24 protein-coding genes are annotated in these 19,590 nt (G+C 61.9%); 18 read left to right on the top strand and 6 right to left on the bottom strand.

Features of this window, described 5'->3' with window-relative positions; all coding sequences use genetic code 11:
* Positions 1 to 95 precede the first annotated feature (95 nt).
* Genes coxB through AC56LV_RS19030 form a run of 6 tightly spaced genes read left to right on the top strand, consistent with a single transcriptional unit; the run spans position 96 to position 4,763 of the window.
* Positions 96 to 1,289, top strand: a complete 1,194-nt coding sequence (coxB, locus tag AC56LV_RS19005) for a cytochrome c oxidase subunit II (RefSeq protein WP_499559954.1) — start codon at positions 96 to 98, stop codon at positions 1,287 to 1,289.
* Between the two features lie 39 nt (positions 1,290 to 1,328).
* On the top strand, positions 1,329 to 2,942 hold the full coding sequence (gene ctaD, locus AC56LV_RS19010) for a cytochrome c oxidase subunit I (RefSeq protein ID WP_482897439.1): 1,614 nt from the start codon (positions 1,329 to 1,331) through the stop codon (positions 2,940 to 2,942).
* A 10-nt stretch (positions 2,943 to 2,952) separates the two neighbouring features.
* Positions 2,953 to 3,060 carry a cytochrome oxidase small assembly protein gene (locus AC56LV_RS19015; protein WP_332533005.1) on the top strand — a complete coding sequence of 36 codons (108 nt, stop codon included), beginning with the start codon at positions 2,953 to 2,955 and terminating at the stop codon, positions 3,058 to 3,060.
* 1 nt (position 3,061) lies between these two features.
* Entirely contained in the window at positions 3,062 to 3,643 is a 582-nt protein-coding gene (locus tag AC56LV_RS19020) for a cytochrome c oxidase assembly protein (RefSeq protein WP_183557014.1), read from the top strand.
* Positions 3,630 to 3,839, top strand: coding sequence for a DUF2970 domain-containing protein (locus AC56LV_RS19025; RefSeq protein ID WP_183557016.1), 210 nt, complete (start codon positions 3,630 to 3,632; stop codon positions 3,837 to 3,839). Before AC56LV_RS19020 ends, AC56LV_RS19025 begins: the two co-directional genes overlap by 14 nt.
* A 48-nt stretch (positions 3,840 to 3,887) precedes the next feature.
* Entirely contained in the window at positions 3,888 to 4,763 is an 876-nt protein-coding gene (locus AC56LV_RS19030; protein WP_183557018.1) for a cytochrome c oxidase subunit 3, read from the top strand.
* Positions 4,764 to 4,778: 15 nt separating this feature from the next.
* Here the strand turns inward: AC56LV_RS19030 and AC56LV_RS19035 are convergent, their stop codons facing one another.
* Positions 4,779 to 4,979: a twin transmembrane helix small protein gene (locus tag AC56LV_RS19035; RefSeq protein WP_183557020.1), complete on the bottom strand. Its 201-nt coding sequence runs from the start codon at positions 4,977 to 4,979 to the stop codon at positions 4,779 to 4,781.
* Positions 4,980 to 5,012: 33 nt separating this feature from the next.
* On the opposite strand from AC56LV_RS19035, the gene AC56LV_RS19040 reads away from it, so the two are divergent.
* From AC56LV_RS19040 to budC, 7 genes are all read left to right on the top strand, one after another.
* Complete coding sequence (locus tag AC56LV_RS19040; protein ID WP_499559956.1) at positions 5,013 to 5,738, top strand: SURF1 family protein; 726 nt, start codon at positions 5,013 to 5,015, stop codon at positions 5,736 to 5,738.
* Entirely contained in the window at positions 5,716 to 6,324 is a 609-nt protein-coding gene (locus AC56LV_RS19045; RefSeq protein WP_499559958.1) for an SCO family protein, read from the top strand. The genes AC56LV_RS19040 and AC56LV_RS19045 overlap by 23 nt, the downstream gene beginning before the upstream one ends.
* Positions 6,325 to 6,348: 24 nt before the next feature.
* Positions 6,349 to 7,506 carry a COX15/CtaA family protein gene (locus tag AC56LV_RS19050; RefSeq protein WP_499559960.1) on the top strand — a complete coding sequence of 386 codons (1,158 nt, stop codon included), beginning with the start codon at positions 6,349 to 6,351 and terminating at the stop codon, positions 7,504 to 7,506.
* Positions 7,506 to 8,399 (top strand): heme o synthase, encoded by an 894-nt coding sequence (cyoE, locus tag AC56LV_RS19055; protein WP_258836573.1) that lies wholly within the window; start codon positions 7,506 to 7,508, stop codon positions 8,397 to 8,399. Before AC56LV_RS19050 ends, cyoE begins: the two co-directional genes overlap by 1 nt.
* 13 nt (positions 8,400 to 8,412) lie before the next feature.
* Positions 8,413 to 9,003, top strand: coding sequence for an SCO family protein (locus AC56LV_RS19060; protein ID WP_332533013.1), 591 nt, complete (start codon positions 8,413 to 8,415; stop codon positions 9,001 to 9,003).
* Between the two features lie 29 nt (positions 9,004 to 9,032).
* Entirely contained in the window at positions 9,033 to 10,112 is a 1,080-nt protein-coding gene (locus AC56LV_RS19065; protein WP_499559962.1) for an AI-2E family transporter, read from the top strand.
* A gap of 152 nt (positions 10,113 to 10,264) precedes the next feature.
* On the top strand, positions 10,265 to 11,026 hold the full coding sequence (budC, locus tag AC56LV_RS19070) for a meso-2,3-butanediol dehydrogenase (protein WP_499559964.1): 762 nt from the start codon (positions 10,265 to 10,267) through the stop codon (positions 11,024 to 11,026).
* A 67-nt stretch (positions 11,027 to 11,093) separates the two neighbouring features.
* Here the strand turns inward: budC and AC56LV_RS19075 are convergent, their stop codons facing one another.
* Positions 11,094 to 11,270: a hypothetical protein gene (locus AC56LV_RS19075; RefSeq protein ID WP_499453381.1), complete on the bottom strand. Its 177-nt coding sequence runs from the start codon at positions 11,268 to 11,270 to the stop codon at positions 11,094 to 11,096.
* A 153-nt stretch (positions 11,271 to 11,423) separates the two neighbouring features.
* On the bottom strand, positions 11,424 to 12,524 hold the full coding sequence (locus AC56LV_RS19080) for an NADH:flavin oxidoreductase/NADH oxidase (RefSeq protein ID WP_499559966.1): 1,101 nt from the start codon (positions 12,522 to 12,524) through the stop codon (positions 11,424 to 11,426).
* Between the two features lie 201 nt (positions 12,525 to 12,725).
* On the opposite strand from AC56LV_RS19080, the gene AC56LV_RS19085 reads away from it, so the two are divergent.
* Together AC56LV_RS19085 and AC56LV_RS19090 are read left to right on the top strand one after the other, a co-directional pair.
* Positions 12,726 to 13,025, top strand: coding sequence for a putative quinol monooxygenase (locus AC56LV_RS19085; protein WP_499559967.1), 300 nt, complete (start codon positions 12,726 to 12,728; stop codon positions 13,023 to 13,025).
* A 412-nt stretch (positions 13,026 to 13,437) separates the two neighbouring features.
* Entirely contained in the window at positions 13,438 to 13,860 is a 423-nt protein-coding gene (locus AC56LV_RS19090) for a hypothetical protein (RefSeq protein WP_499559969.1), read from the top strand.
* A 115-nt stretch (positions 13,861 to 13,975) separates the two neighbouring features.
* Here AC56LV_RS19090 and AC56LV_RS19095 read toward each other — a convergent pair whose 3' ends face one another.
* The 3 genes from AC56LV_RS19095 to AC56LV_RS19105 all read right to left on the bottom strand — a co-directional run bounded on the left by AC56LV_RS19095 (position 13,976) and on the right by AC56LV_RS19105 (position 15,508).
* Positions 13,976 to 14,221, bottom strand: a complete 246-nt coding sequence (locus tag AC56LV_RS19095; RefSeq protein ID WP_499559971.1) for a glutaredoxin domain-containing protein — start codon at positions 14,219 to 14,221, stop codon at positions 13,976 to 13,978.
* Between the two features lie 138 nt (positions 14,222 to 14,359).
* The gene (locus tag AC56LV_RS19100; RefSeq protein WP_499559973.1) at positions 14,360 to 14,521 is read right to left on the bottom strand and encodes a hypothetical protein; all 162 of its coding nucleotides are present in this window, start codon (positions 14,519 to 14,521) and stop codon (positions 14,360 to 14,362) included.
* A 30-nt stretch (positions 14,522 to 14,551) separates the two neighbouring features.
* Positions 14,552 to 15,508: an AraC family transcriptional regulator gene (locus AC56LV_RS19105; RefSeq protein WP_499559974.1), complete on the bottom strand. Its 957-nt coding sequence runs from the start codon at positions 15,506 to 15,508 to the stop codon at positions 14,552 to 14,554.
* 248 nt (positions 15,509 to 15,756) lie between these two features.
* Here AC56LV_RS19105 and paoA point away from each other — a divergent pair, with 248 nt between their 5' ends.
* The 3 genes from paoA to paoC are packed head-to-tail and all read left to right on the top strand — an operon-like array spanning position 15,757 to position 19,570.
* A complete protein-coding gene (gene paoA, locus AC56LV_RS19110) occupies positions 15,757 to 16,407 on the top strand; it encodes an aldehyde dehydrogenase iron-sulfur subunit PaoA (protein WP_499560223.1) in 651 nt (216 codons plus the stop codon).
* A complete protein-coding gene (locus tag AC56LV_RS19115; protein ID WP_499559976.1) occupies positions 16,404 to 17,363 on the top strand; it encodes an FAD binding domain-containing protein in 960 nt (319 codons plus the stop codon). The genes paoA and AC56LV_RS19115 overlap by 4 nt, the downstream gene beginning before the upstream one ends.
* Positions 17,360 to 19,570, top strand: a complete 2,211-nt coding sequence (paoC, locus tag AC56LV_RS19120) for an aldehyde oxidoreductase molybdenum-binding subunit PaoC (protein WP_499559978.1) — start codon at positions 17,360 to 17,362, stop codon at positions 19,568 to 19,570. The genes AC56LV_RS19115 and paoC overlap by 4 nt, the downstream gene beginning before the upstream one ends.
* The last annotated feature ends 20 nt before the right edge of the window (positions 19,571 to 19,590 follow it).

The raw sequence follows: 19,590 nt of genomic DNA on the forward strand, positions 1-19,590 counted from the left end.
GGTGTTCTGCGGCCAGCACGGAGCGGCGTCGTTCGTTCGTGGAATGGCTGACCGTTTAAAAATAATTCTTATTTTTTGGGTGGTTGGGGACATACATGACATATGCAACGCGACTTCGGGCCGTGCTGTACGGCTGTGCCGTACTCGGCGCCGCCGCTGGCTCTGCGCCGGCTTGGGCGCAGCAACTGACGGGCCGGCCTCAGGAGCACCAGCTCAATATGCAGGCCCCGGTCACCGCCGTCGGCGCCGACATCTACGGCTTGCACACCTGGATGATGATCGTCTGCCTGGTGATCTTCGTTGCCGTGTTCGGCGTCATGTTCTACTCGGTGTTCAAGCACCGCAAATCCCTGGGCCACAAGCCGGCCACCTTCCACGAATCCACCGCCGTCGAAATCGCCTGGACGATCGTGCCGTTCCTGATCGTCATCGGGATGGCGCTGCCGGCCACCAAGACCGTCGTCGCGCTGAAAGACACGTCCAATGCCGACCTGACCATCAAGGCCACCGGCATGCAGTGGAAATGGGGCTACGACTACCTGAAAGGCGAGGGCGAGGGCATTTCGTTCCTGTCGAACCTGGCCACGCCACGGTCGCAGATCGGTGAGCCCGGCGTGGCGCCGACCGAAGCGCGCACTGCCAACTACCTGCTCGAAGTCGATAACGAGATGGTCGTGCCGGTCAACAAGAAGATCCGCATGGTGTTCACGGCCAACGACGTGATCCACGCCTGGACCGTGCCGGCGTTCGCCATCAAGCAGGATGCCATCCCCGGCTTCGTGCGCGACGGCTGGTTCAAGGCCGAGCAGATCGGCGTGTACCGCGGCAACTGCGTCGAGCTGTGCGGCAAGGACCACGCGTTCATGCCGATCGTCGTGCGCGTTGTGTCCGACGCCGACTACACCGCCTGGGTCGCGGGCAAGAAAAAAGAGATGGCGGCGCTGGCCGACGACCCGACCAAGGTCTGGACCATCGACGAACTCAAAACCCGTGGCGAAGCCGTCTACACCGCCAACTGCGTGGCCTGCCACCAGGTCAATGGCAAGGGCATCCCGGCCGCGTTCGCAGCGCTGGACGGCTCGCCGAATGTCCTGGGCAACAAGGCGCACCAGATCGACATCCTGCTGCACGGCCAGAAGAGCGGCAAGTTCCCCACTGCGATGCCGGCATGGCCTCAATTGTCCGACACCGAGATCGCCGCCGTGATCACCTATACCCGCAATTCCTGGTCGAACAAGGCTGCGGAAAATATCGTCCAGCCGGCCGAAGTCCTGGCCGCCCGCAAATAATGTCCGCCACCAACGCACGTAACGAGCAGGGGTAACGCCATGAGCACCACGACGATCGACCACGCACCGGGTCACGGCAATGAGCACGGCCACGCACACGACGAACACCACGACCATCCGCACGGCTGGCGCCGCTGGGTGTATGCCACCAACCACAAGGACATCGGCAGCCTGTACCTGTGGTTCTCGTTCATCATGCTGCTCTCGGGCGGCGTGCTGGCGCTGATGATCCGCGCCGAGCTGTTCCAGCCGGGCCTGCAGTTCGTGCGCCCTGAATTCTTCAACCAGCTCACGACCATGCACGGCCTGATCATGGTGTTCGGCGCGATCATGCCGGCCTTCGTGGGCTTTGCCAACTGGATGCTGCCGCTGCAGGTCGGCGCATCCGACATGGCGTTTGCGCGCATGAACAATTTCTCGTTCTGGCTGCTGCCACCGGCGGCGATCCTGCTGGCCACGTCGTTCCTGGTGCCGGGCGGCGCCACCGCCGCCGGCTGGACGCTGTATGCGCCGCTGTCGACGCAGATGGGCCTGGGCATGGACATGGCGATCTTCGCGATGCACATCATGGGCGCCTCGTCGATCATGGGCTCGATCAACATCATCGTCACCATCCTGAACATGCGCGCGCCCGGCATGACGCTGATGAAGATGCCGATGTTCTGCTGGACCTGGCTGATCACCGCCTACCTGCTCATCGCCGTGATGCCGGTGCTGGCCGGCGCGATCACGATGACACTGACCGACCGCCACTTCGGCACCTCGTTCTTCAATGCCGCCGGCGGTGGCGACCCGGTGATGTACCAGCACATCTTCTGGTTCTTCGGCCACCCCGAGGTCTACATCATGATCCTGCCGGCGTTCGGCATCGTCTCGCAGATCATTCCGGCGTTTGCCCGCAAACCGCTGTTTGGCTACGCGTCGATGGTCTACGCGACGGCCTCGATCGCGATCCTGTCGTTCGTCGTCTGGGCGCACCACATGTTCACGACCGGCATGCCGGTCACGTCGCAGCTGTTCTTCATGTACGCGACGATGCTCATTGCCGTGCCGACCGGCGTGAAGATCTTCAACTGGGTCGCCACGATGTGGAAGGGCTCGATGACGTTCGAGACGCCGATGCTGTTCGCGGTCGGCTTCATTTTCGTGTTCACCATCGGCGGCTTCACGGGCCTGATCCTGGCGGTGACGCCGATTGACATCCAGGTGCACGACACCTATTACGTGGTCGCCCACTTCCATTACGTGCTGGTGGCCGGCTCGCTGTTCGCGCTGTTCGCGGGCTTCTATTACTGGGCGCCGAAGTGGACCGGGCACATGTACCCGGAGGCGCGCGGCAAGATGCACTTCTGGCTCTCGCTGATCACGTTCAACATCACGTTCTTCCCGATGCACTTCCTGGGCCTGGCCGGCATGCCGCGCCGCTATGCCGATTACGCGGTGCAGTTCACCGACTTCAACATGATCGTCTCGATCGGCGCTTTCGGCTTCGGCTTCAGCCAGGTGTACTTCCTGTTCGCAGTCGTGCTGCCGACGATCCGCGGCGGCGCCAAGGCGCCCGCGAAACCGTGGGAAGGCGCCGAAGGCCTGGAGTGGACCGTGCCGAGCCCGGCGCCGTTCCACACCTTCGAAACGCCGCCGCTGGTGAAGTAAGGACAATCCGATGACCGCGCCACGCAAACCCAATAACCTGAGAACCGCGCTGTGGCTGGCCGGCCTGGCGCTGTTCTTCTTCATCAGCGTGTTCGTCAAGTTCACGCTGCTGAGCTGATATGGCCACCGGCGTCAAACTGCTGCGCCTGAACCGCCGCACCTTCGGCAAGCTGGTGGTCGTAGCGGTGGCGATGTTTGGCTTCGGCTATGCGCTGGTGCCCGTGTACCGGCAGATTTGCGAGGTGCTGGGCATCAATGTGCTCACGCAGCAGGATGGGTTTGTCGCGGCGCCGACCAACAGCCAGGTCGACAAGTCGCGCACGATCACGATCGAGCTTGACGGCAATTCGCAGGGCCCGTGGCGCTTCCGGCCCACCACGCGCAGCATCGACGTGCATCCGGGCGAACTGGCCACCGTCATGTACGAAGTCGTCAACACGCAGGGCAGGGCGGTGAAAGCGCAGGCGATTCCCAGTTACGCGCCGCAGTCGGCCACGCCGCACTTCATGAAGGTCGAGTGCTTCTGCTTCCGCGAACAGACGCTGGCCCCGAACGAGGCGCGCCAGATGCCGGTGGTGTTCTTCATCGACCCCAAGCTGCCGCGCGAAGTGAAGAACATCACGCTGTCGTACACGTTCTTTGAAATTGGCGGGGCGTTCAAGGCCGCCGCCGCGCCGAAAGAAGGCGATGCAAACGGATAAGCCCCATCAGCGCAAGGGGAGTTTTCTGGCCAGCATGAAGGCCGTGCTGTGGTCGTTCTTCGGGGTGCGCAAGCGCGCCGATTACGAGAACGATGCAGCCAGCCTGAACCCGGTCCACGTGATCGTCGCCGGCCTGATCGGGGTGGCGATCTTCATCGGCCTGATCATGCTGGCGGTAAGTTTCGCGGTGGCCTAGTTTCCCATTTTGACGCAACAATCAACAGCATCGCCCGAGGAGATAAAGATGAGTTCGTCACAACCAGCATCGCCACAGACCGCTGCGCCTTATTACTTCGTTCCCGGCCCCTCGCGCTGGCCGTTGCTGGCCGGCCTGTCGATGCTGGTGACGATGGCCGGCGCGTCTGGCTGGGTCAACGGGCTGCCGTTTGCGATGCCCGTGTGCCTGACGGGCATCGTCGCGATGCTTGTCGTGCTGTACTTCTGGTTCGGCGAAGCGATCGGGGAATCCGAATCGGGGTTGTACGGCAAGCGCATCGATTTGTCGTTCCGCTGGTCGATGAGCTGGTTCATTTTCTCGGAAGTGATGTTCTTTGGCGCGTTCTTTGGCGCGCTGTTCTATGCACGCGTGATTTCGATGCCGTGGCTGGGCGACCTGGATCATCAGATCCTGTGGCCTGATTTTTCGGCGCACTGGGGCAATACCGGGCCGGCCGGCATCGTCGAGGGCTTCCGCACGATGGGGCCGTTCCCGATCCCGACGATCAACACCGCGCTGCTGCTGACGTCGGGCGTGACGCTGACCATTTCGCACCACGCCCTGCGCGCCGGCCACCGCGCCAAGACGGCGTTCTGGCTGGCCGCGACCATTTTGCTGGGCGCCGTGTTCATGGGCTTCCAGGTGTATGAATACATGCACGCCTACCAGGACCTGAACCTTAAGCTCACGTCGGGTATCTACGGTTCGACCTTCTTCATGCTGACCGGGTTCCACGGTTTTCACGTGACGATGGGCGCGATCATGCTGTCGGTGATCCTGTACCGCGTGCTGCGCGGGCATTTCACGGCCGAGCACCACTTTGGCTTCGAAGGGGCCGCATGGTACTGGCACTTTGTCGACGTGGTGTGGCTGGGTCTGTACGTCGTGGTGTACTGGCTGTAAGCGAACACAACCCGATCAGCGCAACCCGGTCGGCGCAATCCACCCCATCTGGTGCGCCGCCAGCAGGCACAGGAACAGCACGATCGACAAGCCCACCCGCAGCGCCAGCGCATTGACGGTGCGGTTGGTGCGCCCCTTGTCACGCATCATGAAGAACAGGGCCGACGCCAGGCTGGCCAGGATCAGGACGAAGGCGATGGCAACGAAGATTTTCATGATGGACCCGCGAAAGGTTGAGAATTCATTGTAATGCGCTTCGCCTTCCGATTTCGCCCCATCGCCCTGATTGCAGCACTGATTGTGGCCCTCATCGGCATCATGCTCGGCAACTGGCAACAGGACCGGGCCGCCTACAAGACCGGCCTGCAGGCGCGCCAGCTGGCGCGCGCCGCCGAGCCACCGTTCACCCTCGGTCCCACCATCGCCCCATCCCCGGATCTTGAATTTCGCCGCGTGCGCGTGCACGGCGAATTCGTCGCCGGCTGGCCCGTCCTGCTCGCGAACCGCCCGCGCGGGAGCCAGTCCGGGTTCTATCTCGCAATGCCGTTTAAAATAGCGGGTGCCGACGAGCACGTCCTGGTGCTGCGTGGCTGGTTGCCGCGCCAGGCCGAGTTCGACAAGCTGCCGACATTTGCGACGCCAGCCGGACCGGTCACGCTCGAAGGACGGCTCGTCCTGTCCTCCGGCAAGGTGATGGAACTGGGCGACGGCCCGCCGCTGGCGCCGGGCGTGGCGGTGCAGAACCTGACGCCGCAAGCGCTGGCGCAGGCAAGCGGCCTGCGCTTGCTGCCATTTCTCGTGCAGCAGACGCTGCCGGCCACGCCGGCCGACCTGATGGCGCGTGACTGGCCGCTGCCTGAAGCAGGGATCGACAAACACCGCGGCTATGCCTTCCAGTGGTACGCACTGGCGGCGCTGGCCCTTCTTTTTTATGTGATGACGGGATTTCGACGTGGCTCAAGAACAACTCGCTGACCCTGACACCGCGCGCCGCCGCGGCCGCCTCAAGCTGCTGGTGGTGCTGCTCATCTGCGCCGCGCCGCTGATCGTGTCGTACATTACCTTCTACATCGTCAAGCCGACCGATCGCACCAACTACGGCACCATCCTCGATGCACGCACGCTGCCGATCCCGCAGATGGCCACGACCACGCTCGACGGCCAGCCGCGCACGCTCGCCGACCTGAAAGGCAAATGGGTCATGCTGCGCATGGGCGGGGGCAAGTGCAACGATGAATGCATGCGCCAGCTGTACGCGATGCGCCAGTGGCGCACGATGCAGGGCAAGAACATGGAACGCATGGAACGCGTGTGGCTGATCACCGATAGCGAACCGCTCGACACCGTCATGATGCGCGAATACGACGGCATGGAATTGCTGCGCGCGCCGGCCGCCACCGTGGCCAAATGGCTACCGACCGAAGCGGGCCGCGCCCCGAGCGACCATATCTACCTGATCGACCCGCTGGGCAACCTGATGATGCGCTTCCCGTTCCAGCCCGAACCGGGCCGCGTCTACAAGGACATTGCCAAACTGCTCAAGGCATCGGCCATTGGCTGAACCACGTCACCGGTAAAGAATCACATGGACCTGTCTTCCCTCATACACCTTGGCCTGATGGGCCTGCTCGTGGCCAGCCTGCCGCTGGCGATCGTCTGGATGTCGTCCGACGCCCACAAATACCGCAAGCTGGTCTGGGTGATGGTGTTTCTGACGTTCGACCTGATCGTGTTCGGCGGTTTCACGCGCCTGACCGACTCGGGACTGGGTTGCCCGGACTGGCCGGGCTGCTATGGCGAAGCCAACCCGTTCCTGGCGCACGAGCAGATCGCTGCGGCCGAAGCGGCGATGCCGACCGGCCCGGTCACGGTGGCCAAGGCCTGGATCGAGATGATCCACCGCTACCTGGCGATGGGCATCGGCGCACTGATCCTGGCGCTGCTGTTCACGTCGGTCAAGCAGTGGCGCCGTACGCACGACGCCGTGTTCCAGCCGGCCATGCCGATCGCCTTGCTGGCCTCGGTGCTGGTGCAGGGCGCGTTCGGCGCCTGGACCGTCACGCTCAAGCTGCAACCGGTGATCGTCACGATCCACCTGCTGCTGGGCATGACGCTCCTGGCGATGCTGGTCTGGATGGGGTGCCGCGAAGACGCGCTGCTCAAGCGGCCGGCGCTGTTGCAGGGGCCTGGAATGATCGCGCGGCTGCGCAGCCTGCGCTGGCTGTCGCCCCTCGCCGCCGTCGTGCTCACCGTCCAGATCGCGCTGGGCGGGTGGGTAAGCACTAACTATGCAACCATGGCCTGCGATACATTCCCGCTGTGCCAGGGCGCGCTCGTGCCGGAGCTCGACTTCGAGCACGGATTCCACCTGTGGCGCGAGCTGGGCAAGACGATGGAAGGGCATTATTTGCCGTTCTCGGCCCTGGTCGCGATTCACTGGGTACACCGCGCCTTCGCGCTGGCTGTCGTGCTGGTGCTGGGTCTGGCGGCGTGGCGCGCCTGGCGCCTGCCGGCGCTGGGCAAGACTGCGCGCCTGCTGGTGCTGGTCATGGTGGCGCAGCTGTTCACCGGCATCGCGACCGTGTATTTCAGCTTTCCGCTGGCGATTGCCGTCATGCATAACGCCGGGGCGGCGCTGCTGGTGATCCTGGTGACCATGTTAAACTACCGGGTGAAGTTCCAACTCGACGCGGCCTGCGCTGTCCCAGCGCCCGGACTCGCCGCGTCCGCAAGCACCCATTGATGACAACCCAGACAGCCATCCCCAAACCCCAGAGCCGTTTCTCGCAGTATTGGACCCTGACCAAGCCGCGCGTGACGAAGCTGGCGGTATTCTGCGCCGTGATCGGGATGTTCCTCGCCACGGACGGCTTCCCGGGCTGGCAAACGCTGATCGCCGGCACGGCCGGTATCTGGCTGCTGGCTGCCGCCGCATTCGCTGTCAATTGCCTGGTCGAGGCGCGTGTCGATGCGCGCATGACGCGCACTGCGCGCCGCGCCACGGCCTCGGGCGAACTGAGCACGACGCAGACCGTGGTCTTTTCGTCGATCATCGGCGGCCTGGGCATGCTGGTGCTGTACACGCTGGTCAATCCGCTGACCATGTGGCTGACCTTCGTCACGTTCGTCGGCTACGCCTTCATCTACACGCTGCTGCTCAAGCCGAACACGTCGCAGAACATCGTCATCGGCGGCCTGTCGGGCGCGATGCCGCCCGCGCTGGGCTGGGCGGCCGTGGCCAACGAGGTCCCGATGGAAGCGTGGCTGCTGGTCCTGATCATTTTCATGTGGACCCCGCCACACTTCTGGGTGCTGGCGATGTATCGCCGCGAAGACTACGCGCGCTCGGGCCTGCCGATGCTGCCGATCACGCACGGCATGAAATTCACCGGCCTGCAGGTGTGGCTGTACACGATCGGCCTGGCCGCCACCACCTTGCTGCCGTTCGCGGTCGGCATGAGCGGCCTGATCTACCTGGCGGCGGCCGTGCCGCTCAATGCGGTCTTCCTGCGCCACTCGTGGCGCGTGCACCGCAACTACAGCGATGCGCAGGCGCGCAAGACGTTCACGTGGTCGATCGTCTACCTGTCGCTGCTGTTCGCAGCGCTGCTGGTCGACCACTATTTTAAGTTCTGATATTGGGTTCAAGATGAAACGACTGCTGACCATCGCGGCGTTCTCGGCCGTGGCGCTGTTTGCCACCGGCTGCGACAAGCTGCGCGACAAAGCCCCGGCCTTCCATAACACGGACGTGACGGGCGTCGACTACGCCAAGGGCTTCACGCTGACCGACCACACCGGCAAGGTGCGCACGCTGGAAGACTTCCGCGGCAAGATCGTCGTGATGTTCTTCGGCTATACCCAGTGCCCGGACGTCTGCCCGACCACGATGGCCGAAATGGCGACCGTGCTGAAAGAAATGGGCCCGTCGGCCGACGAAGTCCAGGTGCTGTTCGTCACGGTCGACCCCGAGCGCGACACGCAGGAACTGCTGTCGCACTATGTGCCGGCGTTCGACAAGCGCTTCATCGGCCTGTACGGCGACGCCGCCGCGACTGCGAAGGTGGCCAAGGAATTCAAGGTGTTCTACGCCAAGGCGCCGGGCGCCGACGCGAGCAGCTATACGGTCGACCACACCGCTGGCAGCTTCGTGTTCGACAAGCAGGGCCAGCTGCGCCTGTTCGTACGCCACGGCCAGGGGCCGGGCCTGATCGCCCACGACCTGCGCCAACTGCTATGATGCCGTAAATACCACTTTCCTGAGGCAGCATGGAGCAGCAACGACCCGGCAGAAATTACACCCGCATCGCCATGGTCATCCTGCTCACGCTGGGCTGCCTCTATGTGCTGCGCCCGTTTTTGCCGGCGATCCTGTTCGCCGCCGCCGTCGCCATCTCGAGCTGGCCGCTGTACCTGCGGCTGCTCACGCGCCTGAATGGTCAGCGCACGATTGCGGCGCTGACCATGACGCTTTCGCTCACGCTGCTGTTCATCATTCCGCTGTCGATGGTCGCCTACAACCTGGGCGACGATGTCGCGCGCGGCTTCGGCGAACTGCGCCTCTTGATCGAGCACCGCGAACTGGCGCCGCCCACCTGGCTGCGCGACATCCCGCTGGTCGGCCCGTCGGTCGAGACCTATCTGAACAACCTGATCGCCAGCCGCGAGCAGATGCTGGCGCTGGCCCAGCGCATGCTCGAGCCGGCGCGCCACTGGCTCGTCAAGGGCGGCTTGATGCTGGGCACCGGCGTCGTGCAAATGAGCCTGGCCGCGTTCGTGAGCTTTTTCCTGTACCGCGACGGCAATGGCCTGCTTTCGATCATCGAAGTCACGATGCGCAAGGTGATGGGCGAGGGCGCCGAATCGATCCAGGCCACCGTCAGCCAGACGGTGCGCGGCGTGATGTACGGCCTGCTCGGCACCGCGCTGGCGCAGGCGATCGTCGCCGCCATCGGCTTTGCGATTGCCGGCGTGCCGGCCGTGCCGCTGCTGTCGGTATTGATCTTCCTGACGTCGCTGATTCCGTTCGGCCCGCCGCTGGTCTGGGGCGGGGCGGCGCTCTGGCTGTTCGCGCAAGGCGAGACGGGCTGGTCGATCTTTATGACGGTGTGGGGCGCGGTCTTGATCAGCGGCGTCGACAACGTCGTGCGCCCGATGCTGATCAGCCGCGGCAGCAGCCTGCCGTTTTTGCTCACGCTGCTCGGCGTACTGGGCGGCCTGATCGCGTTCGGCTTCATCGGGATGTTCATCGGGCCGGTGCTGCTGGCGGTGGGTTACTCCCTGATGAGCGAGTGGACCGGCACCGAAGATCCGATCGTCAAGCACGACGAAGAACGCATCGTCGGGTAGGTGCACCGGAGTTTTCCTGATGGAACCGTAAGAGAGGTGTACGAACCCCTGTGCTATCGTCGACAGCACATTCTCGTGAACCAACAAGGCCTCATGAATGGCCCGCTTGCTGCGCGCAACCGGGCTGCTTCTGCCTGCTCGAAAGGAATTCAATGAACCGTTTCAATGATAAAACCGTCCTCGTCACCGGCGCCGCATCCGGCATCGGCCTGTCCGCTGCCCGCCGCTTTCTGGATGAAGGTGCCCGTGTCGTCATGCTCGATATCGACGGCGACAAACTCGACAAGGCCGCCGCCAGCCTTCCCCAGGATCGCGTGCTCGTGCAGGTCGGCGACACCGCCGACAAGGCCACCGCAACAGCCGCCGTCAAGGCTGCCGTCGAGCGCTTCGGCGGCCTGCATATCCTGATCAACAATGCCGGCATTGCGACGGACGGTGACATCATGGCCACGAGCGAAGAAGACTTCGCGCGCGTCATGGCCGTCAATGTCACCGGCTACTATCACATGGCCAAGGCAGCGATGCCTGAGCTCGTGAAGACCCGCGGATCGATCGTCATGACGTCGTCGGTGTCGGGACTGGGTGGTGACTGGGAAATGTTTGCCTACAACACGTCGAAAGGCGCGGTCAGCAATATGGTGCGCGCAATGGCGATGGATGCGGCCAAGGACGGGGTGCGCGTGAACGCGGTCAATCCAAGCTTTACTGACACCGGGTTGACGAAGGATATGGTCAGCAAGCCCGAGCTGGTCGCCAAGTTCAATGAGCGCATGCCGCTGGGCGCGCCGGAAGATCCGGATGGCGTTGCAGCCGCGATGGCGTTCCTGGCGAGCGACGATGCGCGCCTTATTACTGGTGTGAACTTGCCGGTGGATGCGGGCTTGATGGCGTCGAACGGTCAGCCACCGCAGTAAAACACTGGCAGCACGGGGCGATGCGTCTGGCACGCCCCGCGCTGCAAGGTTATGTCAGGCGAGGCGCTTAGCCCCCGCCAATACCCACAGTCACATGCCCGCTGCCGCCGCATTGCGGGCAGGCCTTGCCGTCCGGGAGTGTGCCTTTGCCGGCACAGGCGTCACAGACGTCCTCGCCGGTACCGGGCGTGCCGGGTTCTGCATCGTCGCCGGGATTGAGGTCGTGTTCGGGATGAATGCTCATGATGGTCCTCGTTGCTGATCGGTCAACCGATTGTAGTGAGGTTTTCGAGCGGGTGGCGCGAGGCAGGCGCTGCAGGAAACGCGCGCGCCCGACTCGCTTGCCGGACAAGGGTTCGGCAGTCAGGGCAACGCTTCCTGCCTGCCGAAACATGGCTTACTTCTGCATGCTGTAACGCTCGAGCCAGTGCGCATACGGCGCCGGCAGCACCCAGGTCGGACGCTCGATGCCCAGCTCTTTGGCCGCTTCCAGCGGGTAGTGCGGATTGGCCAGGTGAGCGCGGCCGACCATGACCAGATCCAGCTGTTCGTCAGCCACGGCGCGTTCTGCCAGGTGCGGACCATCGAAGCCCCATGCCGATGCCACCGGGATGCCGGCTTCGTCACGCACGCGCTTGGCCACCGGACCCAGGAATGCCGGACCCCACGGGATATTCACATCCGGAATCGTGAAGTTGACGCTGACGCTCAGCATGTCCAGGCCGCGCTGGCGCATCATGCGAATCAGTTCGATCGACTCGTTGACGGTTTGCTCATCGTTGCCATCGTATTCAATGACACCAAGGCGTGCGGTCAGAGGCAGGTTCGCTGGCCAGACTTCGCGCACGGCTTCCAGGGTTTCGAGCAAAAAGCGGCTGCGGCCGGTGAAATCGCCGCCGTACTGGTCCGTGCGCTTGTTGGAGTGCGGCGAAAAGAAGCTTTGGCCCAGGTAACCGTGGGCAAAGTGCAGTTCGAGCCATTCAAAGCCGGCAGCAAGCGCGCGACGGGCAGCGTCGACGAAATTGGCCTTGACGCGCGCGATGTCGTCCAGCGTCATTTCCTTCGGCACTTTTGGCAGGTTCTTGCCGAAGGCAATCGCCGACGGTGCGATGGTGTCCCAACCGTAGGCATCGTCCGACGGGATATGGTCATCGCCTTCCCACGGACGGTTGGCGCTGGCCTTGCGGCCGGCATGGCCGATCTGGATGCCGGCGACCGAACCTGCGGCCTTGATACGGGCAGCAATGTGGGCCATGCCCTCGACCTGTGCATCGTTCCACAGGCCGGTGCAGCCCGGCGTGATCCGGCCTTCCGGCGAGACTGCGGTTGCTTCCACGATGACCAGGCCGGCGCCGCCGCGGGCAATGCTGGCGTAATGCGTCTGATGCCAATCGTTGACGAAGCCGTCATTGGCGGTGTACTGGCACATTGGCGGCACCGCGATACGGTTGCGCAACGTGACGTCTTTGAGAGTGAACGGGGTAAACAAGGCTGCCATGGATTTTTCGTTTTCTTAACGTAGGGGTCAAGCCGCGGTCTGCGCCGCGGCGGTCGGCCAGTATAGAAGGAAGGCGCAAAACGTGCTGGCGAGGCCAGCGTTTTGCAGTTGGACCGTCGATTTGTGCCCAGCGCCCGTCGCGGAACTTTCCGCCAGCGCCATTGTGATAATCTTGTCGGTCGCTCACTTTCAGGGACCACCATGACCTTGCCCGTCGTTGCTATTTTTGTTGCCAAGCCCGGTTTGGAAGAAAAACTGGAAACACTGTTACGCAGCGTTGTCGAACCGACGCTGCGCGAGGAAGGGTGCATCAGCTATCAGGTGAACCGCGATATCGCCAATCCACGGCGCTTCGTATTTACTGAGGAATGGCAGAGCAAAGCTGACCTGGACCGGCATCTTGCAGCGCCACATCTGCGGATGCTGTCGCAGCAGGTACCTGAACTCATCGAATCCAGCGATGTGTTCTTGCTGGCGAAGCTTGTCGGCGGTGCGGCATAAACTGGTTGCCAATGTGTACATTCCAGGAATCCAGGCGCTATTGGGCAATGAACTTGCAGGGGTGGTTACTGGCCCAGGCGGCTTGAAAACACCAATCGGACGCCGGCCTGGCGATGTTCGGCATTTAGCCATGTCTGATCAGTTTAAGGAGGGCGTGAAGGCGATACAGCGTGGAGTCACCGCTGGCACGTCCCCCGGGTCGGCAAATGCTCGTCGAAATAGTTGGTGACTTTTCTGGCCTGGCAACCTGCTAAGCTGACACAACAGTGAAGCTGGATTAAAGGCCTGCGTGCAAATAAACCGCCCGCAGTTTACTCCAACGGCGCGTGCCTCAACTCACTTCTCGCCAAGGCACTGCTTTCGTCCGGTCTTGGATTTTTTTCAGTCGTTTTGTAACGCATTGGAGAATTGCATGAAAATCACTGAATCGATTCTCGCCGCTGCCGTGGCTTTGTCTGCCTCTTCATTCGCCCAGGTTCAGGACTCGGCGCCAGTCACCAGCGCCGCAGAGTCGCTGGAATCCGCACAGAACGTGATCGTCAGCGCGCGCCGCTTTCATGTCGAACCGCGCGAGTTTGCAAACTACGAATACGCCTATACGCTCAGCAATGGCGAAACGGTTCGCTTCAGCCGCCGGGTAGGACGTTTCTATGTGTCGATCAAAGGCTACGAACGCATAGAAATCCTTCCTTCCAGTTCCGACCAGTTTGTGAGCAGAGGCGGCGCGACGCTGATTTTTACGGAAGGCGGCGATGCGCTGACTATCGACAATTATGAGCTGCTTCGGGAAGAATCAGGCCCCCGGATCATCTATGCATTCGATGCTTTAATGTAGGCTCGTCTTTACGGCCGGTGTTCAGTGTGTTTGCTTCCTGGACATGATGGATTGCGAACTGCCTCGTTCGGCTACCAGTGGACATCCATGATGCTGGTGCCAACGCGGCTGGCTTTCACTTCTCGTTCAAGAAAGCGGCGAGTTCTTCATGCCCGCCAATGCGCTTGCCGTCAATATAAGTCTGCGGCGTCGTCTCAACGCCCTCGGCCTGCATGAACGAATCGACTTCGCTCCGGGTCGTCAACTGATGATCCTCGACCTGGTAACCCGCCTGTTGCAATAGGTCGAGCGATGCGACGCCGAACGGACAAGTATGTTCAGGGGTGACCATGCGGTGCAGTGTTGCTTGCTTCGATTCCATTGAAAATAACCTTTCTTGAATGGCCCGGTTGCTTGTGGCAACGCGACGGGCGGTGACATCGGAAGATCGAGATTAGGCGTGTGGTACGCGCCGCGCCGTGCGTCAACGCACGCATACCCATAAAACACGCGGGTGAGATTACCTGGCGATGACCTTCATCTTTGTAAACACGCGGGCCATGGTCTCAGCATCGATCGCCTGCATATCGACTAATTTCAGCGACTTAACCATGATTCCTCCAAAGGAAATCCGGTGCAGATTGGCGCCAGTTCGCTCAAAAGAATTGGTCATGACTGTCATGTCTGCCCCTTGGTGGTAAAGACGATTCGATCAGGTGGCGAGGCCATCGCCGGCTGCCAGCAATGACCGGACATCGCGCAGCGGCGGCTTGCCGAAAGCACGGCTGTATTCGCGATTGAACTGACTGGCACTTTCATACCCCACGACGAAACCTGCACTTGCAGCATCCATGCCGTCTGTCAGCATGCGCCGCCGCGCTTCGTGCAGACGCAGTTTTTTCTGGTACTGAAGTGGCGTCATCGAGGTCATGAGGCGGAAGTGATGATGCAGCGTAGACACGCCCATGCAGGCGATTTGCGCAAGCTCTTCGATACGAAGAGGTTCAGTGAAATGATCCCTGATCCATTCGACCGCTTTGGCTGTCTGCTGACTGTTGTCGCCTGATGTCGCAATCGCGCGAAGGCGTTGCCCTTCGGCGCTTTGAAGAATGCGGAAAATAATCTCACGTTCAATCAACGCGCTCATGAAAGGGATTTCAGCCGGCACACTTTGCAGGTCGATCAGCCGCAAAAAGGCATCAAGCATTTCTGCGGTCGTTTCCGCCGTCGTCATGCCCGGTTCGCCGTTGTTCATTCCCGCAATAGTCGCCGACACCCCTGCGAGCATCTCCCGGACAACGCCCATGTCCAACTTGAGCCTGATACACAAATAAGGTGCTTCCGGGCTGGCCTCTACAACCTGGCTCGTCACCGGCAGATCGATCGAGGTAATCAGAAAATGCGACGCATCGTAATCAAAGCGGATGGGCCCCAGCATCACCCGTTTCTTCCCCTGCAGGACCACAGCCACGCTCGGCTCATACGTAACGGAGTCTGGCACCGTCGGCGCGATATAGCGATACAGCGTCACACCAGGAATCGACGTCGAAAAACTCGGCTCGGCGCCAACCAGTGGTATGACGCGGTCGACCAACTGCATTCTGAGTGTGTCACGTCGGCTCGGTGAAGAATCAGGGGAGAGAACAGGCGTTTGAGCGGACGAATTCATGGTTCTTTACTGGATTTATTTTATTCAAGGATAAGACGTGGGACTGGCCATGCCTACCGAATTCACGCTCGTCAGAGGATCAGGCAATAAATCAGGAGGATGAGGATACCGTTTGAATCGTGCGCCCCGCAAGCTGGTCATATTCGTACAAACGTACTTTGCCTTGCCAGGGGAATTGAATGCATCGTCGATGAAACGATCACGGCTCCCAATCATTGAACACGCAAAACGAATTGGATACCGAACCCATGAACCATCCAGAACAGCTGGCAGTTTCACGTCGAGAATTTCTTGTCACCGGCTCGGCCGCCGCTGCGGTCAGCATGCTGCCGATCGAGGCCAACGCGCAGGCACAACATACCGGGTCAGGTACGCCGGCAACGGTGGCGATCCAGGTCAACGGCACGAAACACCGCATCGAACTCGATACACGTACCACGCTGCTCGATACGCTGCGTGAGCACCTGCACCTGACTGGCACGAAAAAAGGCTGTGACCAGGGGCAGTGCGGGGCATGCACCGTACTCGTCAACGGACAGCGCATCAATTCGTGCATGACGCTTGCTGTCATGCACGATGGCGACAGTATCACCACGATTGAAGGGCTGGGGACGCCTCAGCGCCTGCACGCCATGCAGCAAGCCTTCGTCAAGCATGACGGTTTCCAGTGCGGCTATTGCACGCCAGGCCAGATCTGTTCGGCCGTGGCAGTTCTCGACGAAATCAACGCCGATATTCCAAGCCATGTAACGGCCAATCTCACCACCAGGCCGGTGCTGAGCGCAGACGAACTGCGGGAACGTATGAGCGGCAATATTTGCCGATGCGGCGCCTATTCGAACATCATCGACGCCATCACGGAAGTCGCCGGTGCAACGGTCGTGAAAGGGCAGCCATGAAAGCCTTTACCTACGAGCGCGCCCATTCTGCAGCCGAAGCGGCATCTGCAGCTGCCCGACACCCTGGCGCAAAATACATTGCAGGCGGAACGAATCTGCTCGATTTGATGAAGCTGGAGATTGAAACGCCGGTTCACCTGATCGACGTGAATGGACTGGGACTCGACAAGATCGAACCCATGGCCGATGGCGGACTGCGCATTGGCGCACTGGTACGCAACACGGCGTTGGCCTCCCACCAGCTAGTGCGGCGCGACTATGGGCTGCTGTCCCGCGCACTGCTTGCCGGTGCATCCGCGCAACTGCGCAACAAAGCGACGACAGCCGGCAATCTGCTGCAGCGGACGCGGTGCCCGTATTTCTACGATACCAATCAGGCATGCAATAAACGCCGTCCCGGCAGCGGTTGCAGCGCGATCGGTGGATACAGCCGTCAGCATGCCGTGCTGGGCGTGAGCGACGCATGCATTGCAACTTATCCGGGCGACATGGCGGTGGCCATGCGCGCACTGGACGCGACGGTCGAGACAGTCAACGCAGGCGGTGCGAGCCGCACGATCCCTATCGCAAATTTCTACCGGTTGCCCGGTACCACGCCCCATGTCGAAAACACGCTACAGCCCGGTGAACTGATCACTGCCGTCACGCTTCCACCACCGATTGGGGGCACGCACATCTACCGCAAGGTACGCGACCGCGCATCCTATGCGTTTGCGTTGATTTCGGTCGGCGCCATCGTGCAAGCGGATGGCACTGCGCGCATTGCACTGGGAGGAATGGCTCACATGCCATGGCGAGTAGAGGCAGCCGAACGCGCCATGTCCAGTGGCGACAAGGCCGGCATGGCCCAGCTGCTGGCAGGCGCCAGGACGACCCCTGAAAACGCATTCAAGTTGACACTGGCCGAGCGCACCCTCGCGTCGGTGCTGGCGCAAGCAAGGAGCACACAGTCATGAAATTCGATAACCCCGCTACAACCAATCCCATCGACCAGATGAAGGTCGTTGGTCATCCAGCCGATCGGGTAGATGGCCCACGCAAGGTCACTGGCACCGCTACCTATGCTTACGAACAGCACGAGGCTACGCCGGACGCCGTGTACGGCTACGTCATTGGCGCAGCGATTGCGAAGGGAACGATCGAGGCGGTCGACACGCGGGCGGCCAGCCGGGCGCCGGGAGTGCTGGCCGTAATCAGCGCCGACAACGCAGGCCAGCTGGACAAGGGCGAGTTTTACGCAGCGCGGGCTTTGGCCGGGCCTGATGTGGATCATTACCACCAGGCGGTCGTCATTGTTGTCGCGCAGACCTTCGAGCAGGCGCGGTCAGCTGCGCAACTGGTGCGGGTGCAATACCGACGTGGCAATGGCGTATTCGATCTGGCCGCTGCGAAAGATGGCGCACCGCCCCCGAAGCCAGGCCCGTATTCACCGCCGGCCGAAACGTCCGTGGGGGATTTCGAAGGCGCTTTCGCCAGGGCGGCCGTCAAGCTCGACGCGCATTTCACGACGCCGGACCAGTCACATGCAATGATGGAACCCCATGCGACTATCGCTGTCTGGAAGGGACAAAAGCTGACGCTGTGGACCTCGGTTCAACAAGTCAATTGGGGCGTACGCGATCTCGCGAAAACACTTGGCATTGCCAAGGAAGACGTACGCATCGTTACACCCTACATCGGCGGCGGGTTCGGCGGCAAGGGAACGATTCTGTCGGATGCAGTTCTTGCCGCCGTCGCCGCGCGCAAGGTGCGGCGCCCAGTCAAGGTAACGCTGCAGCGCGCCCTCATGTTCAACAATGTGACACACCGGCCAGCCACGATCCAGCGCGTACGGATCGGCGCGTCTCGCGACGGCAAGATCGATGCCATCGGACACGAAAGCTGGTCTGGCAACATCGAAGGCGGCAGGCCGGAGGCGGCCACCGCAGCCACCCGGCTGCTGTATGCCGGCCCGCACAGAATGACGCGCCTGCGGCTTGCGCATCTGGACCTGCCCGAGGGAAGTGCGATGCGTGCGCCCGGCGAGGCGCCCGGCATGATGGCACTTGAAATTGCGATGGATGAGATGGCCGAGAAACTCGGTCAGGATCCCGTGGCATTCCGGATCCTCAACGATACCCAGGTCGATCCGGAAGACCCGAAGCGGCCATTTTCAACGCGACAGCTCGTCAAATGCCTGGAAACCGGGGCGAAGCAGTTTGGCTGGAGCGAACGCAATGCACGACCGGGCAGCCGGCGTGACGGTCGCTGGCTGGTTGGCATCGGCATGGCCTCTGCCATCCGCGGTGCACCCGTTACGAAGTCAGCAGCACGGGTCCGCCTCGACCACCGCGGCATCGTCACGGTGGAAACCGACATGACCGATATCGGCACGGGCAGCTACACGATCATCGCCCAGACTGCAGCGGAGATGATGGGCGTCGGCATCGACAAGGTGCGCGTCAGCCTGGGCGATTCGCACTTCCCGGAGTCTGCCGGTTCAGGGGGGCAATGGGGCGCAGCGTCTTCCACGGCAGGCGTGTATGCCGCCTGTGTCAAATTGCGCGAAGCAGTGGCAAAACAACTGGAACTGGATCCTGCGACCTCCGAGTTTGCCGGTGGCCTGGTACGCGCCGGCAATCGCAGCGTGCCACTGACCCATGCTGCAAGGTGGCGCGATCTGGTCGGGGAAGATGTCATGGAATACGGTGACCTGGCCAAGCGCTATGCAATCCAGACGTTCGGCGCCCACTTCGTGGAAGTGGGCGTCGATGCCGCCACCGGCGAAATCCGCGTGCGGCGCATGCTTGCTGTTTGCTCGGCAGGTCGGATCATCAATCCGAAGACCGCGCGTAGCCAGGTGATCGGCGGCATGACGATGGGTATCGGGGCCGCCTTGATGGAAGAACTCGTCGTCGACAAACGCGTCGGTTTTTTTGTCAACCATGATCTTGCAGGCTACGAAGTGCCGGTGCATGCCGATGTGCCTCACCTCGATGCAATCTTCCTTGATGAAACAGACCCCACGATTGCGCCGCTCAAAGCAAAAGGCGTGGGCGAACTTGGCATCAGTGGGGTTGCTGCTGCGATCGCCAACGCCGTCTACAACGCGACTGGCGTACGGGTCAGGGAATATCCGGTCACGCTGGACAAACTGCTTGATGGTTTGCCGCCTGTGGCGTAAGCAGCCCATCTTCGAAGTGA

The sequence above is a fragment of the Telluria sp. RB2R28 genome, from assembly GCF_059685835.1.